This is a genomic window from Bacillus sp. 491mf, assembly GCF_900112415.1.
Classification (GTDB): domain Bacteria; phylum Bacillota; class Bacilli; order Bacillales; family Bacillaceae_G; genus Bacillus_A.
The window spans coordinates 110208-136900 of the sequence record NZ_FOLV01000001.1; the positions used below are offsets into that span (position 1 = coordinate 110208).

The 26693-nt window shown below is 34.5% G+C and carries 24 protein-coding genes and 1 riboswitch; of the genes, 15 read left to right on the forward strand and 9 right to left on the reverse strand.

Translation table 11 applies throughout. The features are described 5' to 3' along the window. Positions 1–97 precede the first annotated feature (97 nt). From BM211_RS00635 to BM211_RS00650, 4 genes are all read left to right on the forward strand, one after another. Positions 98–1360 (forward strand): sugar ABC transporter substrate-binding protein, encoded by a 1263-nt coding sequence (locus tag BM211_RS00635; protein WP_035429274.1) that lies wholly within the window; start codon positions 98–100, stop codon positions 1358–1360. 78 nt (positions 1361–1438) lie between these two features. Then, positions 1439–2740, forward strand: coding sequence for a sugar ABC transporter permease (locus BM211_RS00640; protein WP_035429272.1), 1302 nt, complete (start codon positions 1439–1441; stop codon positions 2738–2740). Continuing rightward, positions 2741–3583, forward strand: a complete 843-nt coding sequence (malD, locus tag BM211_RS00645; RefSeq protein WP_090994615.1) for a maltosaccharide ABC transporter permease MalD — start codon at positions 2741–2743, stop codon at positions 3581–3583. 563 nt (positions 3584–4146) lie between these two features. After that, the gene (locus tag BM211_RS00650; protein WP_035429269.1) at positions 4147–5175 is read left to right on the forward strand and encodes a LacI family DNA-binding transcriptional regulator; all 1029 of its coding nucleotides are present in this window, start codon (positions 4147–4149) and stop codon (positions 5173–5175) included. A 15-nt stretch (positions 5176–5190) separates the two neighbouring features. On the opposite strand, the gene BM211_RS00655 is transcribed toward BM211_RS00650, so the two are convergent. Then, positions 5191–6348: an aminotransferase A gene (locus BM211_RS00655; protein WP_090994617.1), complete on the reverse strand. Its 1158-nt coding sequence runs from the start codon at positions 6346–6348 to the stop codon at positions 5191–5193. 107 nt (positions 6349–6455) lie between these two features. Then, positions 6456–6656, reverse strand: a complete 201-nt coding sequence (locus BM211_RS00660) for a hypothetical protein (RefSeq protein ID WP_035429266.1) — start codon at positions 6654–6656, stop codon at positions 6456–6458. A 215-nt stretch (positions 6657–6871) separates the two neighbouring features. Here BM211_RS00660 and BM211_RS00665 point away from each other — a divergent pair, with 215 nt between their 5' ends. Next, the gene (locus BM211_RS00665; RefSeq protein ID WP_035429265.1) at positions 6872–8158 is read left to right on the forward strand and encodes an ATP-binding protein; all 1287 of its coding nucleotides are present in this window, start codon (positions 6872–6874) and stop codon (positions 8156–8158) included. Between the two features lie 23 nt (positions 8159–8181). Here BM211_RS00665 and BM211_RS00670 read toward each other — a convergent pair whose 3' ends face one another. Beyond that, positions 8182–8940: a DUF3967 domain-containing protein gene (locus tag BM211_RS00670; protein WP_035429264.1), complete on the reverse strand. Its 759-nt coding sequence runs from the start codon at positions 8938–8940 to the stop codon at positions 8182–8184. Between the two features lie 260 nt (positions 8941–9200). Here BM211_RS00670 and BM211_RS00675 point away from each other — a divergent pair, with 260 nt between their 5' ends. Further along, complete coding sequence (locus tag BM211_RS00675; RefSeq protein WP_035429263.1) at positions 9201–9635, forward strand: NucA/NucB deoxyribonuclease domain-containing protein; 435 nt, start codon at positions 9201–9203, stop codon at positions 9633–9635. A gap of 31 nt (positions 9636–9666) precedes the next feature. Next, the gene (gene comJ, locus BM211_RS00680) at positions 9667–10053 is read left to right on the forward strand and encodes a competence protein ComJ (RefSeq protein ID WP_035429261.1); all 387 of its coding nucleotides are present in this window, start codon (positions 9667–9669) and stop codon (positions 10051–10053) included. A 254-nt stretch (positions 10054–10307) separates the two neighbouring features. Here the strand turns inward: comJ and metE are convergent, their stop codons facing one another. From metE to BM211_RS00690, 3 genes are all read right to left on the reverse strand, one after another. Beyond that, a complete protein-coding gene (metE, locus tag BM211_RS00685) occupies positions 10308–12599 on the reverse strand; it encodes a 5-methyltetrahydropteroyltriglutamate--homocysteine S-methyltransferase (protein ID WP_090994619.1) in 2292 nt (763 codons plus the stop codon). Positions 12600–12726: 127 nt separating this feature from the next. Continuing rightward, positions 12727–12915, reverse strand: a riboswitch (cobalamin riboswitch). Positions 12916–13005: 90 nt separating this feature from the next. Further along, positions 13006–13281 (reverse strand): hypothetical protein, encoded by a 276-nt coding sequence (locus BM211_RS25735; protein WP_141771578.1) that lies wholly within the window; start codon positions 13279–13281, stop codon positions 13006–13008. A 271-nt stretch (positions 13282–13552) separates the two neighbouring features. Next, entirely contained in the window at positions 13553–15088 is a 1536-nt protein-coding gene (locus tag BM211_RS00690) for an MDR family MFS transporter (protein WP_035429259.1), read from the reverse strand. 389 nt (positions 15089–15477) lie between these two features. Here BM211_RS00690 and BM211_RS00695 point away from each other — a divergent pair, with 389 nt between their 5' ends. The 4 genes from BM211_RS00695 to BM211_RS00705 all read left to right on the forward strand — a co-directional run bounded on the left by BM211_RS00695 (position 15478) and on the right by BM211_RS00705 (position 17981). After that, entirely contained in the window at positions 15478–16014 is a 537-nt protein-coding gene (locus BM211_RS00695) for a hypothetical protein (RefSeq protein WP_090994621.1), read from the forward strand. After that, complete coding sequence (locus tag BM211_RS26640; protein WP_218160775.1) at positions 16001–16153, forward strand: hypothetical protein; 153 nt, start codon at positions 16001–16003, stop codon at positions 16151–16153. The genes BM211_RS00695 and BM211_RS26640 overlap by 14 nt, the downstream gene beginning before the upstream one ends. A gap of 332 nt (positions 16154–16485) precedes the next feature. Then, on the forward strand, positions 16486–17304 hold the full coding sequence (locus BM211_RS00700) for a peptidoglycan-N-acetylglucosamine deacetylase (RefSeq protein WP_177206864.1): 819 nt from the start codon (positions 16486–16488) through the stop codon (positions 17302–17304). 56 nt (positions 17305–17360) lie between these two features. Further along, positions 17361–17981 (forward strand): YkyA family protein, encoded by a 621-nt coding sequence (locus tag BM211_RS00705; RefSeq protein ID WP_051957201.1) that lies wholly within the window; start codon positions 17361–17363, stop codon positions 17979–17981. A gap of 31 nt (positions 17982–18012) precedes the next feature. On the opposite strand, the gene BM211_RS00710 is transcribed toward BM211_RS00705, so the two are convergent. After that, positions 18013–18471, reverse strand: coding sequence for a YkyB family protein (locus BM211_RS00710; protein ID WP_035429257.1), 459 nt, complete (start codon positions 18469–18471; stop codon positions 18013–18015). Between the two features lie 496 nt (positions 18472–18967). Between BM211_RS00710 and BM211_RS00715 the strand changes: the two genes are divergently transcribed. Beyond that, positions 18968–20506 carry a Ppx/GppA family phosphatase gene (locus BM211_RS00715; RefSeq protein WP_035429256.1) on the forward strand — a complete coding sequence of 513 codons (1539 nt, stop codon included), beginning with the start codon at positions 18968–18970 and terminating at the stop codon, positions 20504–20506. Positions 20507–20616: 110 nt separating this feature from the next. Beyond that, positions 20617–22725 (forward strand): RNA degradosome polyphosphate kinase, encoded by a 2109-nt coding sequence (locus BM211_RS00720; protein WP_035429255.1) that lies wholly within the window; start codon positions 20617–20619, stop codon positions 22723–22725. A gap of 289 nt (positions 22726–23014) precedes the next feature. On the opposite strand, the gene BM211_RS00725 is transcribed toward BM211_RS00720, so the two are convergent. Then, on the reverse strand, positions 23015–23227 hold the full coding sequence (locus BM211_RS00725; RefSeq protein ID WP_035429253.1) for a hypothetical protein: 213 nt from the start codon (positions 23225–23227) through the stop codon (positions 23015–23017). 106 nt (positions 23228–23333) lie between these two features. Next, a complete protein-coding gene (locus BM211_RS00730; RefSeq protein ID WP_035429251.1) occupies positions 23334–24200 on the reverse strand; it encodes a metallophosphoesterase in 867 nt (288 codons plus the stop codon). Positions 24201–24397: 197 nt separating this feature from the next. Here BM211_RS00730 and fadH point away from each other — a divergent pair, with 197 nt between their 5' ends. Next, a complete protein-coding gene (gene fadH / locus BM211_RS00735; protein ID WP_035429250.1) occupies positions 24398–25162 on the forward strand; it encodes a 2,4-dienoyl-CoA reductase in 765 nt (254 codons plus the stop codon). A gap of 222 nt (positions 25163–25384) precedes the next feature. Next, positions 25385–26602 (forward strand): EAL domain-containing protein, encoded by a 1218-nt coding sequence (locus tag BM211_RS00740; protein WP_035429248.1) that lies wholly within the window; start codon positions 25385–25387, stop codon positions 26600–26602. The last annotated feature ends 91 nt before the right edge of the window (positions 26603–26693 follow it).

Here is a 26693-nt window from a genome sequence, read left to right on the forward strand (position 1 = left end):
AGATTGAAAGATTGTTTGTGCTTCTATTAAATTCCTATATGCAAACGTTTTCATTTTAATTGAAGTATGATGTACATAATTTGGGAGGTAGTTAGGGATGAAGAAGAAAGCGTTATCATTATTAACAGTTTCAGCTTTGACAATCGGAATGTTATCCGCGTGTGGTCCGAAAGATTCAGGGAAAAAAGAAGCGAGCAAGGAGAAGAAAGATTATGATCTTCTTGTTTGGGAAGATCAGAAAAAAGGTGTTGGTTTAGATCCAGCCGTAAAAAGTTTTGAAAAGAAATATAATGTAAAAGTAAAAGTTGTAGAAGTTCAGATGACAGAGCAGGTGAAAAAACTTCGTCTTGACGGTCCAGCTGGTACAGGACCAGATGTTGTAACATTGCCGCATGATCAAATTGGAAATGCAGCAACAGAGGGGCTACTTTCTGAATTAAAAGTAGATGATTCTGTAAAGAGTAAGTTTACTGATTTATCACTAAAAGCACAAACATATGATGGAAAATTATATGGTTTACCAAAGGCTATTGAAACACCTGTATTCATTTACAATAAAAAATTAATGCCAAAAGCACCAGAAACGATGGATGAACTATTTAATTTTTCAAAAGGGTTTACGAAGGACGGAAAATATGGATTTTTAGCATTAGGAGATAACTTCTATTTTGCAAATGCATTTATGGCTGGTATGGGCGGTTATGTATTTGGTGAGAAAGACGGTCAACCAAATCCAGCTGATATTGGATTAAACAATAGCGGTGCAGTACAAGGGGCAGAATTTATTCAAAAATGGTATAAAGAAAAACTATTCCCAGAAGGAATTATCGGTGAGTCTGGCGGATCAGCTGCAGATGGATTATTTAATGAAGGAAAAGCAGCTTCTATTATGAACGGTCCGTGGGCATTTCAAGCGATTGAAAAAGCAAAGATTGATTATGGCGTAGCTCCAATGCCAAAATTACCGAATGGTCAACCGATGAAAACATTTGTTGGTGTAAAAGGATGGCATGTAACTAGCTTCTCAAAAAATAAAGATTTAGCAGCAAAATTCACTGATTGGGTAACAAATGAAGAAAATGCAAAAATTCGTTTTGAAAAAACAAAAGAAATTCCTCCAGTGAAATCAGTGATGGAAGATTCAGTTATTAAAGATAACGAAGCTGCAAAAGCAGTAGTAGCACAAGCTGAAAATAGTGTTCCAATGCCTAACATTCCAGAAATGCAAGAAGTTTGGAAGCCAGCTGCTGATGCGTTGCAATTAGTTGTAACAAACAAACAAAATCCAAAAGCGGCACTTGATGGAGCTGTGAAACAAATTAAAGGAAACATTGAAGCAAATCATAGTAAGAAAAAATAATATAGAAATTGTGTCTCTTATTTTCAAGAGACACAATTTCTCCTCCTTCCAAGGGGAAGAAAAAAAGGGGGAAGAAACATGCAGACATCCTTTGAACCAGCTCATGTAGGAAACAGTTCAAAGCACCGAAAGACAGCGGCAACATTGTCTATTATTCCTGGTATTGGTCAACTGTACAATAAACAATATGTAAAAGGTATTATTTTTCTAGTATTAACTTGTTCATTTTTTGTAGCTTTTGCTGATTTATTAAATATTGGGTTGTGGGGGATTGTAACGCTCGGTACAGAGGTTCCTCGTGATCACTCTATCTTTCTATTAGTAAAAGGGATATTAGCGCTTATTGTTACTGTATTTGGATTAGGTATATATGCTTTTAATATATATGATGCGTATCAAAATGGAAAAAAGCGTGATGAAGGAATACCGTTACACTCTGTAAAAGAGCAGTACCATCATTTATTAGATCAAGGTTTTCCGTATATGATGGTTTCGCCAGGATTTCTGTTATTAATCTTTGTTGTTGTACTTCCAATTATTTTCGTCATATTAATTGCATTTACAAACTATGATTTATATCATTCTCCTCCTGCAAAACTTGTAGATTGGGTCGGTTTTAAAAACTTTGTTGATATTTTCACATTACCAATGTGGCGAAACACATTTATAAGTGTATTTTCTTGGACTATCATTTGGACGTTTTTGGCAACGACATTGCAAGTATCGCTTGGAATTTTCTTGGCAATCTTAGTGAATCAACCAGGAATTAAAGGAAAAGCGATCATTCGTACAATCTTTATTTTACCTTGGGCTGTTCCAGCATTCGTATCTATTCTCGTATTTGCTGGTATGTTTAACGAATCATTTGGAGCAATTAACAATCAAGTTTTAGCTCTATTTGGAATTAAAGGAATTGCTTGGATGACAGATCCGTTTTGGACGAAAGTCGCTTTAATCTTCATTCAAACATGGCTCGGTTTTCCTTTTATCTTTGCAATGACGACGGGTATACTGCAATCGATTCCAAGTGAATTGTATGAGGCAGCGACGGTAGATGGTGCGACAGCTTGGCAACAATTTCGTAAAATTACATTACCGCTCGTTTTATATGCGACTGCTCCTATTTTAATTACGCAATATACGTTCAACTTTAACAATTTCAGTATTATTTATCTGTTTAATGGCGGTGGTCCGGCTGTAGCGGGACAAGATGCAGGCGGGACAGATATTTTAATTTCTTGGATTTATAAGTTGACGATGACATCGGCTCAATATGGGAAAGCAGCAGCACTTACGATGATTTTATCGTTAATTGTTATTTCAGTTGCTTTATGGCAATTTAAAAGAACAAAATCATTCCAAGAAGAGGATATGATGTAAATGAACATAAAACGACAGAAGATATTACGTCTTTCATTAAGTTATTTTGTAATTTTCATGATGTGTGTGATTATTTTCTATCCATTATTATGGATTATAGGATCATCGTTTAATCCAGGAGATAGTCTCTCTGGCTCAAGTATAATTCCTAAAAATGCAACGCTGGACCATTACAAAAAACTACTTGATCTCTCGCAAAGTAACTATTTACTTTGGTATAAAAATACGTTGAAAGTTAGTGTTTTGACAATGATTTTCTCTGTATTGTCAATTAGTTTTACAGCATATGCATTTTCGAGATATCGTTTTGTCGGAAGAAAGAATGGGCTACTAACATTTTTAATTCTCCAAATGATCCCAAACTTTTCAGCGTTAATTGCATTGTATATTTTAGCGCAGCTAACAGGATTAATGGATACACATATAGCGCTGATTTTAATTTATGTTGGCGGTGCAATTCCGATGAATACATGGCTCATGAAAGGATACTTTGATACGATTCCAAAAGAATTAGACGAATCAGCCCGTATGGACGGAGCAGGGCATTTTCGGATTTTTTGGCAAATTGTTATGCCTTTGGCAAAACCAATTGTTGCGGTTGTAGCGTTATTTACTTTTATTGGTCCATTTACTGATTTTATTTTGGCGAGTATCATTTTACGTACGCCAGAAAATTATACATTAGCTGTTGGGTTGTATGAAATGGTAGCGAAAAAATTCGGTAATGAATTTACGACATTTGCAGCGGGATCGGTATTAATTGCGATACCAATTTCAATTTTATTCTTATCTTTGCAAAAATATTTTATTTCTGGTTTAACAGCTGGAGGAACGAAGGGATAAATGGGACGTTATGTCCTATTTATCTTTTTTTATCCAGCTATTGGCGGATCGTTAGAATCCTACCTTAAGATTCAGAGAAAAGTGAAGAGGAAAGGCGGGGAATAACTGTTCGTAAAAAAACGATTGGGAGGCTTTCCGTCAGCGGGGGCTGAAGAACCTCCTGCTGATGGAAGTTTCGTTTTGTTGAAGAATCGATTTAGAAAGTATAGGAACAAAGAAAAATTCAAAAAAATAGTATATAGTATAGGAAAATAACCATCTATCCTTTACAATACATGAAGAGGGAGAATATAGATCGACATTAATATAGGTTTTTGCGAATGGAATAATGTATATATATCCAAGTTAAAAAAGCGACATAAAAACCACTTTCTTCTTAGGAAGGGACAAGAGCATCGAAGCGACTTATATGCGGGAAATTTAAATGGATTTATATAGAATATCTATTTTCTTCGTTTTCTCTAAATATTAAGGTGGAAATCTTATTGACTGTAAATGCACGATGAATATAGAAGTAATTTGTACAAATCATGTAAATAAAAGAAGAGAGGAGGAACAAATTTATGACAGTTACAATTAAAGATGTAGCAAAAAAAGCAAATGTTGCTCCTTCTACGGTTTCACGTGTAATTGCTGATAATCCGAGCATTAGTGAGAAAACAAAACGACGTGTTCGTAAAGTAATGACTGAATTAGGCTATCATCCGAATTTAAATGCGCGAAGTCTTGCAAATCAAACAACAAAAACAATTGGACTCGTTATGCCGAGTTCTGCGAGTAAAGCCTTTCAAAACCCATTTTTTCCAGAAGTGATTCGAGGAATAAGTTCATTTGCACATGGAGAAGAATATTCATTGTATATGTCAACTGGAGAAACGGAAGAAGAGATTTTTAACGGTGTTGTGAAAATGGTACAAGGAAGACAAATAGGTGGTATTATTCTTTTATATTCTCGTATGAATGACCGTATTTTAGAATATTTACATGAACAAAATTTCCCATTTGTTCTTATAGGTAAGCCATACGAGCGAAAAGATGAGATTACATACATTGATAATGATAACTATACGGCGGCTCGAGAAGTAACGGAATATTTAATTTCACTTGGGCATGAACGAATTGCTTTTATTGGTGGGGATTCAGATTTACTCGTTACGAAAGATCGCCTTGCTGGAATGACAGATGCATTAAAATTGGCTGATATTTCTTTGCCACCTGAGTATATTTTAAATCTTGAGTTTTTACGAGAAAGTGGTCAAAAAGCAGTAGAAAAACTTATGACACTTAGCGAACAGCCAACAGCTATTATCGCGACCGATGATTTAATTGCATTAGGTGTATTAAGTGCTTTATCAGAAAAAGGAATCTCCGTACCGAAAGATATTTCGATTGTTAGCTTTAATAATGTATTATTATCTGAAATGGCAAATCCACCATTAACAACGATAGATGTAAATATTTATCAATTAGGCTACGAAGCGGCTAGATATTTAGTTGATAAAGTTGAACATTGTGAAGTTGCACCAAAGTGTATTATTATTCCTCATAAATTGGTGAAGCGTCAAACTTGTAGTGGAAATGAAAAAAACTAAGAGAAGAATTTTCTCTTAGTTTTTTTGTTGTATAAATGTTTCTAAACGGTCACAGCCTGCTTTCAGCATTTCCATGCTATAAGCATATGAAATACGAATGTACCCTTCACCATATTCAGAAAATGCGGAGCCTGGAACAACAGCGAGTTTAGCTTCTTTCACAAGTTCCATTGCAAAATCAAAAGAAGAAGAAGAGAAATCACCGATATAAGGGAAGAGATAAAATGCTCCTGTTGGTTTTTCTACAGTTAATCCCATTTGTACAAGACGGTTGTATACATAATCAAGGCGCTTTTGGTATTGATGACGCATCATACGGGGAGCGTCTTTAGCTGCTGTTAATGCTTCAATTGCCGCATATTGTGCAATTGAAGTTGCACATGTAACATTATATTGATGAACTTTTAAGATTTGACTTGCCAAAAAGCTTGGTGCAAATAAAAAACCGATACGCCATCCTGTCATAGAATGAGATTTTGATAAACCGTTAATGACAATTGTTTTATTGCGCATCTCTGGGAAATTTGCAATAGAAATATGTTCATGCTCATATACAAGTTCACTGTAAATTTCATCGGAAAGAACAAATATATCTTTATTCTTTAATACTGCTACAATTTCTTCGAGTTCTTCTTTGGATAATGTTACGCCAGTTGGATTTGATGGATATGGTAATACGATGCAACGTGTTTTGTCTGTAATTGCTTCTTCAATTGCTTTTGCAGTTAAACGAAAGCCAGTATTACGAACATCTACAAAAACAGGCTTTGCACCGCACAGGCGAATGATAGGTTCATATCCAGGATAGACAGGAGCTGGTAAAATTACTTCTGTTCCTTCTTCCAAAATTGTCCGAAAGGCAATATCGATTGCCTCACTTGCTCCAATAGTGACAATTGCTTCATTCTCAGGAGAATATATTAAATCATAGCGTTCTTTTAAAAAATCACATGCGGCTTGACGAAGTGGTAATAAGCCTGCATTATGTGTATAACTTGTAAAATTTTCTACAATGGCCCGTTTAGCGGCCTCCTTCACTAAAGAAGGCGTTGGAAAGTCAGGTTGTCCGATTGTGAGTGAAATAAGATCGTCATAATTTTGAATCATGTTAGAAAATTGACGAATTCCAGATATTTGAATGTCCTTTACACGAGGGTTAATAAATTGTTCCATTTTGTCTCCCTTTCTTCCGTTGTAAAATATATTTTATTTTATCATATTTATCATACAATCGCTTTGAAAAGCTACAAACAAAAAAGGCCGCTAAAGCGACCTTTTGTTTAATAACCGTATTCCCAATCGATTTCGTCTTCACTCCAAAGAACAGAAGAAACTTTCCCCAAATGCACTACCGAGTTGTTTACACAGCAGGTACAATCTTTTGTACCTGTTCGTCCTTGTAATTCTTCGTACACTGACTTTTCAATATTTTCTAATACAACAAGGTTTTCTTCGTTTAAAACGAGTGCAGTTCCAGTCATTTTATCTTCCTCCAATCGATTTCTTATCCTGTACTTATTGTATATGGCATTAGGATAATTTGATACATGGTTTACAATCATTTCGAAAAGTTGTAACAGTTGTGAAGTAATCTTCACAATTTATTTACGTAAATGTTTAGAATAATCGAAAAAATAAAACAAAATTGTCAATAAAATGATATAATCATATCAAAATGAATATAGGGGATGAGGAGATGGGACTTATCCGTGATTTAATGATTCAAGTAGCTATCATCATTTTGCCGCTATTTTTGTATGAAGCAATTCGTTTAAATCGCTATCAAAGTATGCATCAAAAGCCTAATCGCTATTTTATTGTATTATTATCAACAATTACGCTTATCCTATCGATGACATATCCGATTTGTGTTTGGGAAACTTGTAATTATGATTTTCATCAAATTTCTATTATTAGCGCATTTTTGTATGGTGGCATAGTTGGTATTATTCCAGCTCTAATCGCTATTTTATACGATGGATTTCTCAATGGTTTAAGTTGGCTCCGTGCACTAGAAGTTATTTTTATCTCTGTTATTCCTTTTTTATTGTCTAAAAAGTGGAGTACATTTTCGAGACAGAAAAAAATCGTTTTATCTTTTATGTTGGCATCTTTTTATACTCTTATTTCTTTAGGATTTGAAGTGTTTGGATTGCTGTTTGGGAAGGGACTTACACCAATGATATCTTATTTATATAGTGAATACATATTTGCTTCATTCATTATGATTATGACAATGACCTTCCAAGTTTACTTAACAGAATATTTATATGAAAATGCAATGTTACGAACAGAAATGCAAAAGTCTGAGAAATTAAATATTGTTAGTGAGTTAGCAGCGAGCGTAGCTCATGAAGTTCGTAATCCACTTACAGTTGTACGCGGGTTTATTCAATTACTAGAAAGCACAGAAGATGTGAGAAATAAAGAATACATGCATCTTGTTTTAGCTGAATTAGACCGGGCAGAACAAATTATTTCAGACTATCTAAATTTAGCGAGGCCACAAATTGATAAGAAAGAACATATTTGTTTATCAGCGCAACTTATTGAAATGGCTACGTTAATGTCTTCATTTGCTGCGATGAGAGGCGTATATTTACAAGTCGAAATTGCAGAAAATTTATATACGATAGGTGATAAAACAAAATTAAAACAAGCGATTATGAATGTCGTGAAGAATGGAATTGAAGCAATTCAAGAAAATAAAGGATACTTAAAGGTAACTGCATGGCAAAAAGATGAATCTATCGTTATTCGTGTTAAAGATAGCGGTGTTGGTATGACGAAAGAGCAACTTGCAAGACTTGGACAACCATATTATTCATTGAAAGAGAAAGGAACAGGGCTTGGGTTAATGGTTACATTTAGTATTTTGCAAGCTCATAGTGGTACACTTGAATATAAAAGTGAAATAGGAAAAGGTACGGAAGCGATCATTACATTACCAGATGCAATGCAAAACATAATACATAAAAAATGAAAGTTACCAAAAAATGGTAACTTTTATTTATTGATTTCTCCTGTTTTTTCAGATTTAAAACGAACAAATAAACTTTTAAACGATTTTAAGAAACTTTGTTCTTGCGAAGCGGCAATTAACCGTTTTGTTTCTTGTATTTCTCGAATTACTTGCATGAGTTGGGCATCACGATTACTTTCTTTATTATAAACTTGATTCATAAGTTTGTTCATTTTTTCTTCTTGTTTGGATTCTCGTTTATACATATGATTCATGAGTAGATCCATTTTTTCTTTTTGCAGCGCATCATTGTCTGCGGCATGATCCACAAGATTTTGTAGCATTTCTTCCTGTTTTACCTCTTTTACATATACTTGTTGCATTAATTCATTTAGCTTTTCATCTTTTAACCGATTTTGTGTAATAAGGGTGGAATTTTGATGAATAATGGCTTCATTTAATTGTGCGAGCATATCTAATTTGTGCATGAATTCTTCAAATTTTTTGCTTTGTTCATTCAGTTGCAGGTTTTTATTTTCCTCTACAATAGTAGGAGATGCTGCTGGAGCCTCTTCTTCTTTTAGTATGAATGCAATTGTTTCCATAATATCTTCTTTCAATGAAGCAGCTCGTTCGTGAATTAATTTTAATATCCGTACATCATCCAGTTTATACGTGCGAGATTGTGCTGTTTTATCAATAAAATAGCCATGTTCTTCTAAAAGTTGGCTATATTTACGAACTACATTTTTGGGGATTCCCGTTTTATTTGTGACATCTTTCGTTTTATAAGTTCCATTCATGACATTTCCTCCCTAAAAAGTATCATGTATATCAATTCCATTTCTTGTTTTGTACTTCCTTTGAAAAAAAATGTCGGAAGGTTTAAAGTTTTCTACATGATTAGTGAAATGCTGCACGAAACAGCATGATTTTGATGAAAAAGAAGATGGGAATATAGAATAATGTCTGAAAACATAAGAATATGAAATTTGTTATAATGACAGAAAGAGGAGGAGAATCGTTCCATATTAGCGGCAAGAAAATGGAGGATTTAGTTTAGATGAAACAAGTTAAAAGTATTTTAATTACAATTGCTGCAGTCCTTTTGTTATTAATTGGTGTATACGAATTTTTGATGGCACCAGAACAAGGGGATAAGAAAGACATAGCATACGACCAAGTTCTTGAGTTCCCGAAAAAACAGTATCCTGAAACAGGAAAACATATCGCAAATGCAATGCAAGAAGGTCATTCTCAAATTTGTACGATTGATCGAAAGGGTGCTGCGGATAGAAGAAAGCAATCACTAGCTCCATATCCATCAAAGAAGGGCTATGATCGTGATGAATGGCCAATGGCGATGTGTAAAGAAGGTGGAAAAGGAGCACACATTGAATATATTAGCCCTTCAGATAACCGAGGTGCAGGTTCTTGGGTCGGAAATCAATTAGATCAATATCCAGATGGAACACGTGTGAAATTTATTGTGAAATAATATCGTATCTTGTATTAAAGGAGTGAAAAGGGTGGAGTTAACAATTTCCTATTCGCAATTAATGGTGATGAATCAAGATGTGACACCTCCGCATGTAGACTGGACGGATAAAGATTTTGAAAGAGGTTATGCTGAGAGCGGAGACGCGATTATATTTGAAGCAATATCTGATTATACGTGTGAAATCATGGTGTATACTCAAAAGTTTGTAGAAAACAAAGAAGCAGTGCGAATCGTGTCAGCTCCGTTTACAGTGTTACAAGAACGGGTGTATATAAGTAGTGTATTAACAAGTAAACTTCCTTTCTTAGTTCCTTCAGGGAATTACATAGTAACTATGCAAGCAGTTCCGCTCGAAGAACTTTCAGCAGATAACTTGTACAAAGTAAAGTATGAATTGTTCTTTGAAGAGAACTAATATAAATATAAATTGAAGAACTGACATCAAAATCCCTTTCTTTTTAGGAGAGGACGAGAGCGTCTGACCGTGCATTTTCCGATCACATTCGAGGTTCAAAACAAAGGCAGAATGCAAGTATAGGACATATTTTGTTCTGCGTTCAGCAACTTATATGGATAAAATAGAAAACTACTGCCCTTTGGACAGTAGTTTTCTATTTTATCCAGTTATTCACAGGTGGTAAGCTTCCGAATGAGAGAAGGATATCCTCATTATCGCGCGCTTGTTTGTAAAAGTTGCCGTGCTTTTATAGCTGCTTTTACCATATGTTCTAGTGCAGGAATAACTTCTTCTGTTTTTCTTGTTTTTAAGCCACAATCTGGATTAATCCAGAAGTATTTTGGATTACACACCTGTAATGATTGCTCTACAATTACATACATTTCATCGATACTTGGTACACGTGGACTATGAATGTCATATACACCAAGGCCAATTCCCTTTTCATATGGATGTTCTTTTAATGTATCAATAAACTCCCCGTGGCTTCTTGATGTTTCAATGGAAATAACATCTGCATCAAGTTGACGGATTGATTCAACGATATCTTCAAAATTACTGTAGCACATATGCGTGTGGATTTGTGTTTCATTTTCCACTGAAGAAGTAGAAAGGCGGAATGCTTTTACAGCCCACGTTAAATATGTTTCCCAATCTTTTTCTTTTAACGGCATTCCTTCACGTAGTGCAGGCTCATCAACTTGAATGATATGAATACCGGATGATTCAAGTAATTTAATTTCATTACGAAGTGCTAGAGCAATTTGATATGCCACTTCTTTTCTAGAAATATCATTTCGAACGAAAGACCAATTTAAAATTGTGACAGGGCCAGTTAACATGCCTTTCACAACTTTATTCGTACAACTTTGCGCAAATGCTGTTTCTTTTACTGTCATACCATTGATAAACGCAACGTCACCATAAATAACAGGAGGTTTCACGCAGCGAGAACCGTACGATTGGACCCAACCGTTTTTCGTAAAGGAGAAACCAGCAAGTTTTTCACCGAAATATTCCACCATATCTGTTCGTTCAAATTCACCGTGAACGAGGACATCAAGCCCGATTTCTTCTTGATATTGAATCCATTTTTTTGTTTCTGCTTCAATAAATCTTTCGTATTGCTCATTTGAAATATCACCGCTGCGCCATTGTTTTCTAGTTTGACGAACTTCATGTGTTTGCGGGAAGCTACCGATTGTTGTTGTTGGAAGTAATGGTAGATTCAGAGCTTTTTGCTGTAAGGTAAAGCGTTTTTCAAATGAAAGAGGACGAGAAAAGTCTTCTTCTTGTAATGTTGAAAGTATAGATTGTACATCCTTACGATTACGAGCTGCTGAAGTGCGAATTGCGTCATGCGCACGTCCAGATGCTTGTAATTCATGAGAAATACTTTCTGTCCCATGTACGAGAGCTTTTTGTAAAATAGTAACTTCTTCTAATTTTTGATTTGCAAAAGCAAGCACATCGTATAATTCGTCTACAAGGTGCGCTTCATTTGTCTTGTCAATAGGAGTATGAAGTAAACTACAGGACGGTTGTAAAATCCAACCTTTCGGTTGTACGGCTTCTTGCAATGTATGGAAAAGAGAGAGAGTTTTGTCAAGGTTCGCTCTCCATATATTACGGCCATCGATACAACCAAACCCTAATACTTTATCGGATGGGAATCCATGTTGTAGTAAGGCACGCAAATTGCCTTCTTTACCGTGTACAAAATCAAGTCCGATCCCAGTAACTGGGAATGAAATGACTTCTTCATAGTTTTCTTCTATGCTATCAAAGTACGTTTGAAGCATAATAGATAGATTTGGAACAGCTTTACAGATTGTTTCATATAATTTTTTTGCGATACTAATTTCGTGTTTTGATAGAGAAGTAAGGATTGGTTCATCAATTTGAACCCAGCGTACACCAGCATCTTGCAATTCTTGTAACAATTGAATGTACGGTTCTGTTAATTTTTGTAAAATGATTGCGAATTGTTCCTTTTTATAACCTTTGGCTAAGCTTAAAAATGTATAAGGTCCTAAAATGACAGGCTTACCGTCAATGCCTAGTTCTTGTTTTGCTTCTTCATATAAACGAAGTGGACGATTTTCTTTAAGAGAAATATGTAAATCTTCCTCATATTCTGGAACGATATAATGATAATTTGTATTAAACCATTTCGTCATTTCAGAAGCAACGTGATCTTTTGAACCGCGTGCGATGCCAAAGTATACGTCAAGTTCTGATGTATACTTTGAAAACCGAGAAGGGATAAACCCGAGCATATATGCTGTATCAAGGACGTGGTCATAGTATGAAAAATCACCGATTGGAATGAGATCGATTCCTTTTTCTTGTTGTACTTTTAGATGTTGAAGGCGAATCTCTTTCATTTGTTTTACAAATTGCCCTTCATCCACTTTGTTTGCCCAAAAAGATTCTAACGTTTTTTTCCATTCGCGCTGTAATCCAATTCTTGGATATCCTAAGTTACTTGTTAAAAGTGTCATTGAAAATTCCTCCCTAAATAAAAGTAAGCATTTCCGTTTACTCGGAAATGCCTTTAACGAAAAGTAGTCATAGAAGCAGAAAATACTTCTCTTTCGTTAAAAACACCTCCTCATCATCCGTGAGTCTATCAGTGCCGTTAAAATAGGCAGGTCTCCTGGCTCATGCATCAGCGATTTCAATCACCTTCCCGTTTTCACAGTGGTATATAGAAAGAAATCTTTGCACTTACAGTGGCGGGACCGCGTTGGTTTTTCACCAAACTTCCCTATTAAACACGAAAATATTTTTTCGTGTACCTATCTCCTTTTGGAAAGGAATGTAACTAGCGTATATGATATTGAAACAGATTTTATCTTATATTTTTGAAAATGTCTACTATTTTAAAAAATAAGATAATTCATTTTATTAAAACAAAAAATTTTCTAAATGCCACCACCAATGTGAGGGGGGATATGTATGTGAAAAAACAGAGTAGGAATATTGTATTCGTTTATATATATCGCGAGCGTGATGAAAGAGTAAACGGTCATAGGAGAGTAGTTCCAGTTGTTCTTTTGGGTGTAATGAATGGGACTGAAAAGCGATTTCACTGCGAAGCATTAGTATGTATAAGATTTGTTTTTGTAAATTAGAATGGTAGTATACGGAGAATCCGTATTGCTTAATTAAATGACCTTTCATAAGATTTCGCCTCCTTTATATATTTGTATTGTAATGAAAAAGGAGAGGGGTTACAAAAAAGAAAAATGGAAAAAAGCGCTTTAGAAAATCCATTTTTATGAATAGAAAAAACAGTCACTTTCGGTGACTGTTTATATATTAGTTTAATTCTGTATTGAATTTTGAAAGTTTTTCTATTCTTGCCTCTTTATATAGTTGTTTTAACGATCGAAGTCGAGCAGAAGCATGATTAATAATATTTTCCAAAATATAAAGCTGTGTCCGGAGAATGTTAACTCACTTGTTTTTGTTTCTTGTTTGCTGGTACAACTAATCGGTCTTTTCCCATTAATAAGATGCATATAATGCTAAGCGATGCAGGAATAAGTGTCCATAAAAATGTGTCAGCGATAGAGTTTGCTAGCACCTCTTTAATGCCATGTAAAATTTCTGGTGGTATTTTTTCAGTAGCATTTGGAGATAATAAGAAACTTGTATCGCCACCTTTTGGAGCCATTTTTGCTAGTTCCGGCGGGAAAATAGATTTTAGTTTATCTGTAAATGCATGATTTTGGATGGTACCAAAAATCGTTACACCAAGTGTCATGCCAAGTGAACGGAAGAAAGAGTTTGTTGATGTTGCAGAGCCGCGCTCTCTCATACTTAAATTATGAATAGAAGCCATACTTAAGACAGAGAAGGAAAACCCAACGCCAAGTCCAGCTAAAATCATAAAGACTGTTACCATCGCGCGTGAGGTATCTATAGTTAATGTACTTAACAAATACATACCAAGAATAAAGAAAATACCAGAGATAGTCATAATGTTACGATAACTTGTACGCGTTGATAATTGTCCGCCTATTTGACTTCCAATAACAGATCCTACCATCATTGGTGTTAAAATTAATCCAGCATTTGCTGCAGATCCACCAAGAACACCTTGTACGTAAATCGGAATATAAACTGTGCAAATAATAAACGTTGCACCATAGAAGAAGGCAACGCCTTGACTCGCTGCAAATAATCGTTTTCGGAATAAATGGAAAGAAATAATCGGTTCTTCCACTTTTCGTTCAATAAAGAAAAAGATAATAAGCATAACAGTAAATGTAGCAAATAAGCTAATAATTACACTTGAATCCCAATCGTACTTTTTACCACCAAGTTCCAAAGCAAACATGAGAGAAACGATCCCGATAATTAAAGTAATGGCACCTGCCCAATCAATTTTTTGTTTACTATATTGTAAAGATTCTTTATAGTACTTTGTAATGAAAAACAGCGAGATAATTCCGAGTGGGATATTAATATAAAATACCCAGTGCCAACTAATATAGTCGGTAATATACGCACCTAGAAGTGGGCCAAATACGCTTGACGTTCCAAAAACAGCTCCAAATAGTCCTGTCATTTTACCGCGTTTTTCTGCTGGGAAAATGTCATACATAATTGTAAAAGCGATTGGCATTAGAGCGCCTCCGCCAATACCTTGAATTGCGCGATATATACTTAATTGTTCAATGCTGTTGGCAGTGCCGCAAAGCATTGAACCAGCTAAAAATAGAAGCAATCCTCCTATGTAAAAGCGTTTACGTCCATACATATCTGATAGCTTTCCGAAGATAGGCATCCCAGCCATAGTAGCTACCATATAGGCAGAAGTAACCCATACAAACTTATCAAATCCGCCTAAATCACCTACAATGGTAGCCATTGCAGTAGCAACAATTGTATTATCCATTGATGCTAATAGTATTCCAAGTAACAATCCAGTTACAACAAACTTTGTATTGCTCGCTTGCTTTTGAGTTAATTGTTCCTCCAAGTATAATCCTCCTTTATATACCAATAAGAAAGTGAAACTTTCATTAGTGTTTTCTCATCCCTTCTGTTGGTTAGAACGGGATAAATTATATTATAGTTAAATTTGACTAAATCACAAATGATTTCATTCAGTAAAATTATTTTGCCGTCTGTATGAATCATTTAGTTGAAAATTACATATTTTCATCAATAGGAGAGTTTTTATTTTCAGTTGGTAGAGAATAAAGAAATACAAGAAAAAGCTGTACATGATGTGCAGCTTTTTTAGAATGATTTTTTCTTTTGTTTATTGAATATTATATAAGGTAAAAAGGATAAATTTTTGTTGAGAGCGATTTATGAAAGATGTGAGACTGTTATACATTCAATATGAGAATGGGGTGAATTTGTATGGTGAGATATTGCGAGGAGTTAGAAAACCGAAATAAGTTTACGTTGAGTATACAACCTGCTTTATGGTCAGGGAGTATTGACAAAGATTTAGCTTATAAGCAATACATTCCTCGTATAGAAGTAGCGCTTACAGTGTGCAATGTGAAACAGCAATCTTCGTTTTCACGCAGTATTTATTATGGAATCCAAGATATAATTGCACTTCAAATTGAAGTGGATAATCAAGGAGAAGAGTCTGTTTCTCACATATGTGTTAGTCATATGATTAGAGATCAGTTATCGTATGTCCCCAATACTTTAACATCCGATAATGGGGAAAATGAATTTCTATTTCAACTTGTTCGTTGGCGCATTGATAACTTATTACCGAAAGAAAAGGCATGTTTAGTATGGCACGTAAAAGTTGAGCAAAACAGTACATTACCTTCTTTGCCTCTTCGGGCTACGTACACATTTCAACATAATCACCAAGTGTATGGACCATTGCAAACAAAGGAAGTTCTGCTGATAAAAAGGAATAATGAAACCGACTGAAAATAAATTTATGTATAAATACAAATTGAAAAAACGAGAAACCTTTGGAAACTGGGAATTAGATACGATTGTTTCAAGTCATGAGAAAAGAAAAGGGAGATTCGCAACATTTGTAGGACGTAAAACACGATATGATTAAGCGGATGTAATCATGATTGAACAGTGGAATCTATGGGGCATATCCTTCTTTATTATTCAGAAACATTTTTTGCAGTTTTGTTACAAGGAATTGTATATTTTGTAACAACCCCCTTTAAAAATGTAGTTAATCATCATATAATAAACGATAGGCGTATCAGTACATTTTGCACAATGATTTCTCATTAAAAGTGTAGAGTTGGAAAAACCTCTACACTTTTCCTTTTGAAGATAATTGGGTCATACTCGGAATTTATTATTACGTCGATTCTTTTATGCTGTGTAAAATGAAAAAAGTACAGATGTATAGAAAAATAGAAAGGAAATGATAGAATGGTAGACGTTACGAACCGTCGCTCTACAATAATTAAGCAATTGGGTATTGCTATTATCGTAATATGTATTGTAGCAGCAGGATTTTTTATGTTTCAATCCATCACTTCTCCTGCAAAAGCAGTTGCGAATCAAGAAAATACTATTCAGTTCGCCAGTGAACAACCAAAAGTAGAACTGAGAAAAGAAGTGCCAGACAAATATAACGGACAAATGCGTAAAATAGTATACTTAACATTTGATGACGGTCCAAGCGAATTTCAAAAGGAAATTTTAGATATTTTAAAGAAGAATAAGATAAAGGGTACATTCTTTATGATTGGTGGAAATATTCCGGCTCATAAGGATAGTGTTAAGCGTCTAGTAAAAGAGGGACATTATCCAGGTGTTCATAGCATGACGCATAATTATAACAAACTGTATAAAGAAGGTAAATTTGTTGAGGAAATGAAACGTGCTCAGGATATTATGAAAGAGGTAACAGGTATTCATCCGAACCTTGTTCGTTGTCCATATGGAAGTATGCCGGGTCTTACTCAAGAATTGCGAGATCAAATGACATCTGTTGATATGAAAGAATGGGATTGGACTGTTGATTCTTTAGATTGGAAATTACCAGGAAATCCTAATGGGGTCATTCAAAATGTTGTTTCTCATGTTAATAAAGAACGAGAAGTTGTTTTAATGCATGAAAAGAAGCAAACAGTGGAAGCTTTGCAAACAATCATTGATGATCTTCGTAAAAAAGGGTATGACTTTGAAGTATATGATGAAGCAAATCATTTCTCATTAAATTTTTGGCATGATAATCGCATATAAAATAGGAGGAATTGAAGTTGAAATATAAAAAAGTAGCAATAGTAGCAGCTATATCAATGAGTTTACTTGCAGGTTGCTTCGGACCTAAACCGGAAGAAGAGTTGTACGTGGCATTTGAGAATGCAGCAAAAAAAGAAAAAACAATCTTTGAAGATGCGAAAACATTAGAAACATTAGAAAAGCAAGGGCAAGAATTGTATAGTCAGATTGTAAAAGACGGAAAAGATAACAATCAAGTGGTAAAAGAGAAGTTAGATCAAGCTGTAAAAAGCGTTGCTGATCGTGAAAAAGTGTTAGATAAAGAAAAAGAAACGTTAGATAAAGCGCAAACAGAAACAAAAGATGTTGATAAATATGTAAAAGAACTTGAGGATAAAAAGTTACAAGAACAAGCAAAGAAAGTACAAGCTGCATATAAAGGCCGTTATGATACTTTCAAAAAGATGTATGATAGCTATAAAAAGTCATTAAAACTAGAAAAAGAATTATATACGATGTTGCAATCGAAAGATGAAAAATTAAAAGCGATTAGCGAAAAAGTAAAAGGTGTAAATCAATCTTATCAAGAGATTGATGCTCCAAAAAATAAATTTAATGAATATACGAAGCAGTATAATGAAGAAAAACTATCTTTCTACAAGCAAGCAAACATTAAAATAAAAGAAGATAAAAAATAAAAAAGTTTTGGCCGTTTCGGCCAAAACTTTTTTATTTTTGTGTATAAGTACGACGATACCAAGGAGTTGGTTCGCTTAACTTTTTTTCTTGTTGAAATGCCTCTTTCCCAATATACTGCTGAAGCATTTTTTTAGCAGAGGTTAAGGGTAGATGTGTTTTTGGGTTTCGATAGGCACAATCAAGATTGCCGAGATGTGGAAGGTTACGAAAATCGTCTTTCGTTGGAGGGATATGGAAGTAATAATTACCTGCCCGGACAAGAACGTCAGATTGTTGCTGGCTAAAGCGTGGGTTTTTGGAAAAATGTAAACCTTCTTTCGTAGCTTGTTTTTCTGTAATTAATCGTTCTAAAGCTGTCTTTTTTAGCCAATATAAATATTTCGGATTTGTAGCAGATTTTGCATGTCGGTTGACAGTGAAAATTGCTTCTGCAAGTTGATGAACTGAAAATTGATTATAAGAATTAGACTGAGATTGGGAAGATTTCACCTTAGCACTCCTTTCTTGTCTACATTATCATAATTCAATAAAAGTTAGCAATTTTTCTATGTAAAAAGCTAAAATAAGTATTTTCAATATTGAAGCAATGTTGTGACAAAAAACAACTATTTTGTATAATATATAAATACAAATTGAAAAGACAACATAAAAACCCCTCTTTCTTTTTCGATAGGCAAGAGCATCTAACTATGCATAGTAGTATGCATTTATATAGTTATATCTTTCTTAAAAGTAAGTCAATACTATTATTATTGAGAGATAAAACTGAGATGGGGCTTTTATCCCGTTATTCGCGGGCGTCCTGCGATTCTGGACGAGCCGCTTCCGCTTTTCTTAAGAAGTTAGACGGGAGATATACTGCCCATCAAAGCCCGATTGGTGAGAGCTGATTCAAGTTTCACTTTATTAATTCATTTAGATGCTTTTATGCAATGGTGGATGAGTTTTGAAATGTTAAAAACGAGATAATGAAACGAAGAAAAGGATGACGAGAGCGTTGAAAAAACAATATGGAATTATTGATATCGGATCGAACACAATGAGATTAGTTATTTATGAAAAACAAGGTGGTGGCTTTTACAAAGAAATTGAAAATACAAAGGTAGTTGCGCGCCTACGGAATTATTTAATAGATGGTTCTTTAAGTGAAGAAGGGATTCGTAAATTGTTATACACTTTGTTACAATTTCAAGAAAGCACGCGGTTTCATCAGTTACATAAAGTGTTGTGCGTTGCAACAGCAACAATTCGACAGGCTAAAAACCAAATGGAGATTAAATCTCTTGTTGAAGAGAGCACTGATTTTAAGCTTCGAATATTATCGGAATATGAAGAAGCACAGTATGGATATATAGCTGTTACGAATTCTACATCTTTCACAGAAGGAATTACTGTTGACATTGGAGGAGGAAGTACAGAAGTTACGTATTTTCAAAATCGAGAAATTGTAAACTATCATAGTTTTCCGTTCGGCGCGCTCTCGTTAAAACAACAATTTTTTCGTAATGAAACGCCAACTTCAGAAGAACTAGAAGAGTTAAGAAGGTATTTATGGTATCAGTTCCAATTTATTCCATGGCTTAAAGATAAGAAATTACCGCTAATTGCTATTGGAGGTAGTGCACGTAATATGGTGAATATTCACCAAAACCTCATTTCTTATCCAATTTCTGGATTGCATTTATATAAGATGAAGACAACGGATATTGAATATGTACACGAACATTTATTAAGGCTTTCTTTTGCAGAATTGCAAAAGTTAGAGGGGCTTGCTAAAGACCGAGCAGATACTATTATTCCGGCAGTAGAAGTATTTAAGATGTTAACAACTATTATAGAAGCCTCGTCCTTTGTATTAAGTAGAAAAGGACTACGCGAAGGTGTTTTTTATGAAGAATTAGTTAGTTCACTTGGCATTACTTATTATCCAAATGTAGTGGAAGAAAGCTTACACTTACTTTCTCATGAATACGAGATGGATATGAGCTTTGTAATACAGCTTATAAAAAATGCGACGATGATTTGTAAAGAATTAGAAAAAAATGAGGTTGTTTCTTTCGAGAATGAGGATTGGACTGCGTTGCATAGAGCGGCGAAAGTATTTAATATTGGAAGATATATTGATGAAGAGTCAAGCAGACAGCATACATTTTATTTATTAGCAAATAAAACGATAGATGGCATGATGCATAAAGAACGGATTAAATTAGCATTAATTGCTTCTTATAAATCGAAATTGCTCTTTAAACAATGCATCGAACCATTTGCCGGTTGGTTTGAAAAAGACGAACAAAGACAAATACGATTATTAGGATCGGTTTTGCAATTTTCAGCAGCATTAAATGTGTCTAATCGTAATCTTATTGAATCTGTTCGTATTGTAAAAAGAGAAGGTGGGCTTGATTTTTATATTTACTGTAAGCAATCAGCGTTATCTGAAGAAGTACAAGCAGAAAAGCAGAAAAAGCAGATAGAGAAAATCTTAAAGGTGAACATTGATCTTTATTTTAAAGAGGAATGTTAAGTTGTACGAACTTCTTTACAAAAAATTTACATTTATTCCAGTAAAAATTTGTTAAAATAAATATAACTAAATTATATTGAGAAAGCTTTAGGGGGAAGTGTAAAGGGGATATGGAAGTGATGAAAAATAGTCTTATAAACTTGAATGATACAGCCTATTATAACAATCGTGAATTAAGCTGGCTTGCCTTTAATGAACGAGTATTACAAGAAGCACAAGATGACAGTAATCCATTACTAGAGAGATTAAAGTTTATTAGTATCTTCAGCTCAAATTTAGATGAATTTTTCATGGTGCGTGTTGCAGGATTAAAAGATCAGGTGAAAGCTGGATTTAATCAACCGGAAAATAAAGCGGGACTAACGCCAAAAAAACAATTAGAAAAAATTTCGTATAAGGCACATGAATTAATGCAAGTGCAGTATGATACTTATCAAAATGTTCTTCTTCCTGCACTGCAGGAAGAAGGAATCGAACAATTGTCGTTTCATGATTTAACGAAAGAACAACGAGAATTTATTGAAGAATATTTTGATGAGCAAATTTTCCCTGTGTTAACACCTGTAGCAATTGATGCGTATCGACCGTTTCCTATGTTATTAAATAAAAGCCTAAATTTAGCTGCTATATTATATGACGAAAGACAAACAGTAGAAGAAAACCGGACAAAGCTTGGCATTGTTCAAGTACCATCATTATTAGAACGTTTTATTTTTTTACCAAATGAAGATAAGAAGCAAAAATTTATTTTTTTAGAAGACGTGATTAGTAACTTTACTCATAAATTATTTACTGGATACACAGTATCCTCTGTTACGCGTTTTCGAATTACACGTAATGCAGATTTAACAATTCATGAGGAAGGCGCACGCGATTTATTGAAAGTCATTGAGAAAGAATTAAAAAAACGAAAATGGGGAGCGGCGGTTCGTTTAGAAGTTGGAATGGATAATTTAGATGAACGAGTATTGTCTCTATTATACGAAGTGTTAGAAGTGAAAGATGAGGATGTATATATGATTGGGGGCCCGCTTGATTTAACATGTTTATTTGTGCTCTATAAAAAATTAGCATCTACATATGAACATCTCAGCTATCCTGCATTTATTCCGCAGCCACCTCAAGATTTAGATGATGCAGAAGATATATTTGAAAAAGTGTTAGAACAAGATATTCTATTGCATCATCCGTTTGAGTCATTTCATCCTGTCATTGACTTTGTAGCAGAGGCAGCTGAAGATCCAGATGTATTAGCAATTAAACAAACACTATATCGTGTAAGTGGGGATTCCCCTGTTATTCAAGCATTAAAAACAGCTGCAGAAAATGGGAAGCAAGTGACAGTACTTGTGGAATTAAAGGCACGTTTTGATGAAGAAAATAATGTCCAATGGGCAAAAGAATTAGAAAAAGCAGGTTGTCATGTGATTTATGGTGTTAGCCATTTAAAGACACATAGTAAAATTACGCTTGTTGTAAGGCGGAAGCACGGGAAAATTGAGCGATTTGTTCATTTAGGAACAGGGAACTATAATGATGCAACAGCGAAACTATATACTGACTTTGGATATATTACATCACGCAAAGATTTCGGAATTGATGCAACAAACTTTTTTAACTATTTAAGTGGATATACGATGAAACCACACTTTCATCAATTATCCGTTGCCCCGTTTGATATTCGTCAGCAATTTAGTGAACTCATTGATGAAGAGATCCGCTATCATAAACAATACGGAAATGGCTATATTATAGCGAAAATGAATTCGTTAACAGATAAGCCGCTCATTCAAAAATTATACGAAGCATCGCAAGCTGGTGTAAAAGTGGATCTCATTGTGAGAGGGATTTGCTGTTTACGTCCTCAAATCTTAGGTGTAAGTGATAATATTCGTGTTATTAGTTTAGTAGGGCGTTATTTAGAGCATAGTCGTATTTATTATTTTCACCATAATGGCGAGGAAAAAATATTTTTATCTTCAGCCGATTGGATGACGCGTAATATGGAAAAACGTGTAGAAATTTCATTTCCTATTTTAGGACTTGATATGAAAACACGAATTAAAGATGTTTTACAACTTATTTTAGATGATAATGTAAAATCTCGTGAACAAAATGAACGCGGTGAATATCATTATGTGGTAAGGGACCTTATCGAAAATATTGAAAGTCAAGTGCAACTCTTTCAAATGGCATATGTACACACCGAAGAGGAATAAAGTAAAATGAGAATTCTCTATAAATATAAAAGAAAACGATATAAAAACGCCTTTTCCTTTTAGGGGGAGGCCATGCATAGAAGCGGTCAGGACCTTTTCCTACCACATGCGAGGCTTAAAACAAAGGAAGAAAGCAAGTAGCGGTCATGTTGGGTTCTGCATAGCCGCAGGAGCTAGACAAAGATGCCGAAAAATGAAAATGGATATATTTGTACGTAATGGAATAAGAGATACATAGAGAAAAAGGCCTCGATTTGAGGCCTTTTTTACATAGTAGTTTCTACTTACATTAATAATAGAATGGTGTTGGACAAGGAGGGCCGTAGCAAGGGTAAAATGGAGGTGGATAGTATGGTCTAGGCCCAAATGCCAGTGCCCCGCCGAGTAACCCGCCTGCAAGACCGGCTAAAAAAGGAAATCCAAAAAACGGTATGAATCGTGAATTTCCGATTGGACCAACTGGAACTGAACGGAATGGAAATGGCTGATATTGTGGATACATGTTAAAACCTCCTTCAATGAACTCATTGTTATCATATGGGGAAAAAGCGTGAAAGAGCGAGTACAAGAGAGAATGATGCAGAAAATAGGCGAAAAACATTCTTATATTATGTCGATTGTAAAGTGAAGAGTGTAATTTCCGGCTTTGCTAAAAATCGAAATGGTATACGTGTTGTTCCAATGCCTCGATTTACATACAATAACAATTCATACTTTTTCTTAATATGATAAAAACCTTCAATATAGTGCTTTGCCAGTGTAGGAGTAATAATGGCACCAAAGAAAGGGAGTTGCACTTGTCCACCGTGACTGTGTCCAGAAAGTTGTAAATTAATAGGGAAATTTGCAATATGCGATGCAACATCTGGTTCATGTACGAGAACAATCGTATAAAGATGATCTTGCGCTTGTTTTAAGATACCATGTATATCAGGGTTTCCGAGCATAATATCATCAATACCGAAAATAGAAATTTCACTTCCATCTAGTAGACGAATGCGTTTTTCAGCATTTTGTAATACTTCAAATCCGGATTGCTTCATGATGTGACTATAGTATTCTGTTCCGTAACCACCATGATCGTGATTACCGAAAATAGCAAATTTACCGAGCGGGGCATGAATCGTTTGTAGAATTGACGATACAAATGGAGTACCTTCATATGTTTGATAATCATCGATTAAGTCCCCAGTAAAGAATACGATGTCGGGTTTTTTTTCATTTATTTTTGCAACTACTTTAGAAAGCTGCTGCAGTGAGTAATAATACCCTAAATGTAAATCGCTAAATTGAACAATTTTAATGCCGTTAAATCCATGTGGGATAAGTGGAGAGTGAAGTGTGTGATTCGTAAAAGAGAGAAGGGATGGTTCTATAAACTTTGCATAATAGTAACCTGTACCAGTCGTTATACACGTATATAATAGTGTACGAATGCCTTTTTTTATAAAGTTTCTTCTTGTTATTTGATTCATATTCATATGAGCGAGATGATAGAAAATGATAATAGTAGAAAGATATGATCGTTAGAATAAGTCGCTGCGTATCTTCTCTCCTTTCGTAAATTAATAGTGTATTTTATTAAAAGATATCAGAAAAATTTAAATTTATAAAGAATTCTGTTGTATAAAGTGATAAAATGAATATGTATTCATTTTAGGGAGGGGAAATTATGAAAGAAAAAGTAGTTGTAATTACAGGTGGTTCAAGTGGAATGGGAAAAGGAATGGCAACTCGTTTTGCAAAAGAAGGAGCGCGAGTTGTAATTACAGGACGTACACTAGAAAAGTTAGAAGAGGCTAAGAAAGAAATTGAACAATTTGAAGGACAAGTATTACCTGTACAAATGGATGTACGTAATATTGAGGATATAAAAGGAATGATTGAAAAAATCGATAAAGAATTTGGACGCATCGATGTACTTGTAAATAATGCTGCGGGAAATTTTCTTTGTCATGCTGAAGACTTATCGCCAAATGGTTGGAATTCGGTTATTAACATCGTGTTAAATGGGACATTTTATTGCAGTCAATCTATCGGTAAATACTGGATTGAAAAAGGGATAAAAGGAACAATTATTAATATGGTTGCAACTTATGCATGGGATGCAGGTCCAGGTGTTATTCATTCTGCAGCAGCAAAAGCGGGTGTATTAGCGATGACGAGAACGCTTGCTGTTGAGTGGGGACGTAAATATGGAATTCGTGTAAATGCAATTGCTCCAGGGCCAATTGAACGTACAGGGGGAGCTGATAAGTTATGGATATCTGAAGAAGCAGCGAAGCGTACATTACATAGCGTACCACTTGGCAGACTTGGTACACCTGAAGAAATTGCTGGCCTTGCTTTTTATTTATGCTCTGAAGAAGCAGCGTACATAAATGGAGCTTGTATTACAATGGATGGTGGTCAACATTTGCATCAATATCCGTTTTAAGTGAGGGGTTAATTGTGACAGAATTGTGACATATGGAAAGAGGGGCTTTACAAGAAAACTGTTTATAAGGTATATTTAATATCTCTTTTTTCTTCATAGTAGAATTGCTAATTCCCCTTAGCATTTTACCCCTCTAATCCCTTCAGGAAACTGAAGGGATTTTTTTTATTATTTTTTCTACATAACATGTTATAATCTTGAAAAGTAAAGGGGGGGAGCGCTATGGTAGATGCATTAGATGTGATGAGTAATTTGGATAAAGTCCTTCCTTATTATCAAGCTATTTTTAGTGCGGATGAACATACTGTAATTGGATATGAAGTAGTAGGACGTATTCAAACAGAAGAAGGGATTCACAGTCTTGCTACATTTTTTCATGATGATTCGATTCCACATGAATTTCAACTTGAGGTAGATAATGTCATTTTAGGAAAAGCATTGGATCGGTATTTGGAAACAGATCAATCATTTTTATTATTTGTGCATCGTAATGCCCATGTATTAATGAGCGATGAAAGTGAAAGTTTATTGGAGTTATTATTAACGTATGAGAAAAAAGGACTATGTTTAAATCGTATTGTATTAGAAACAACAGAACATGATTTTAAAGAAGATATTGAACAGTTTAACCATTTGCTTATGTATTACCGTACATATGGTATTCAAGTTGCGATTAATAAAGTAGGAACAGGCACAAGTAATCTCGAACGAATTAGTATATTAACTCCCGATATTCTAAAAGTAGATTTAACAAACTTACGTCAAACGGCGTTGTTACAATCGTACCAGGATATTTTGTATTCGTTATCACTCTTGGCGAGACGCATTGGAGCAACATTATTGTATGAAGATATTGATGCATTCTATCAGTTGCAATATGCGTGGAAAAATGGAGGGAGATATTACCAAGGGGATTATTTGAAAGAATTTTTGCCTAATTTTATTGATAAAGACATTTTGAAAGAGCGCCTTGGCAATGAGTGTCATCAATTTATTCAGCGTGAAAAACGAAAATTACAAAAGGTTTATGAATTGACAGAAACGCTTCGAGAATATGTTGGGAATGTATTAGCAAAACAGAGAAAAATAGAAGATTTTAATAAATGGCTAATGAATTTTAGTCAACAAGTAACACATTGTAGCTTTCGTATTTTTATTTGTAATGAAGACGGATTTCAAAAATCAGGCAATGTAATGAAGAAAGACGGGGAATGGGTGTTAATGCCAGAGTATTATATGAAAAATTGGAGCTGGCGTCCGTACTTTTTAGAAAACATTATGAAGCTACGCGTTGAGCAAAAGGGAAGATTGTCTGATTTATATGGAGATCTTGAAACTAGTGAATTGGTTCGGACTTTTTCATTTCCTATTGATGATGAGCATTATTTATTTATTGATTTATCTTATGAATTTTTATATGAAGAAGATGTTTTATTGTAATGCACGAAATATTTCGTGCATTTTTTTGTTTGTTTTTATCATAAATTGGTAATAGTGACAACTATGATAAGAATGATGTCTATCGTTGTAA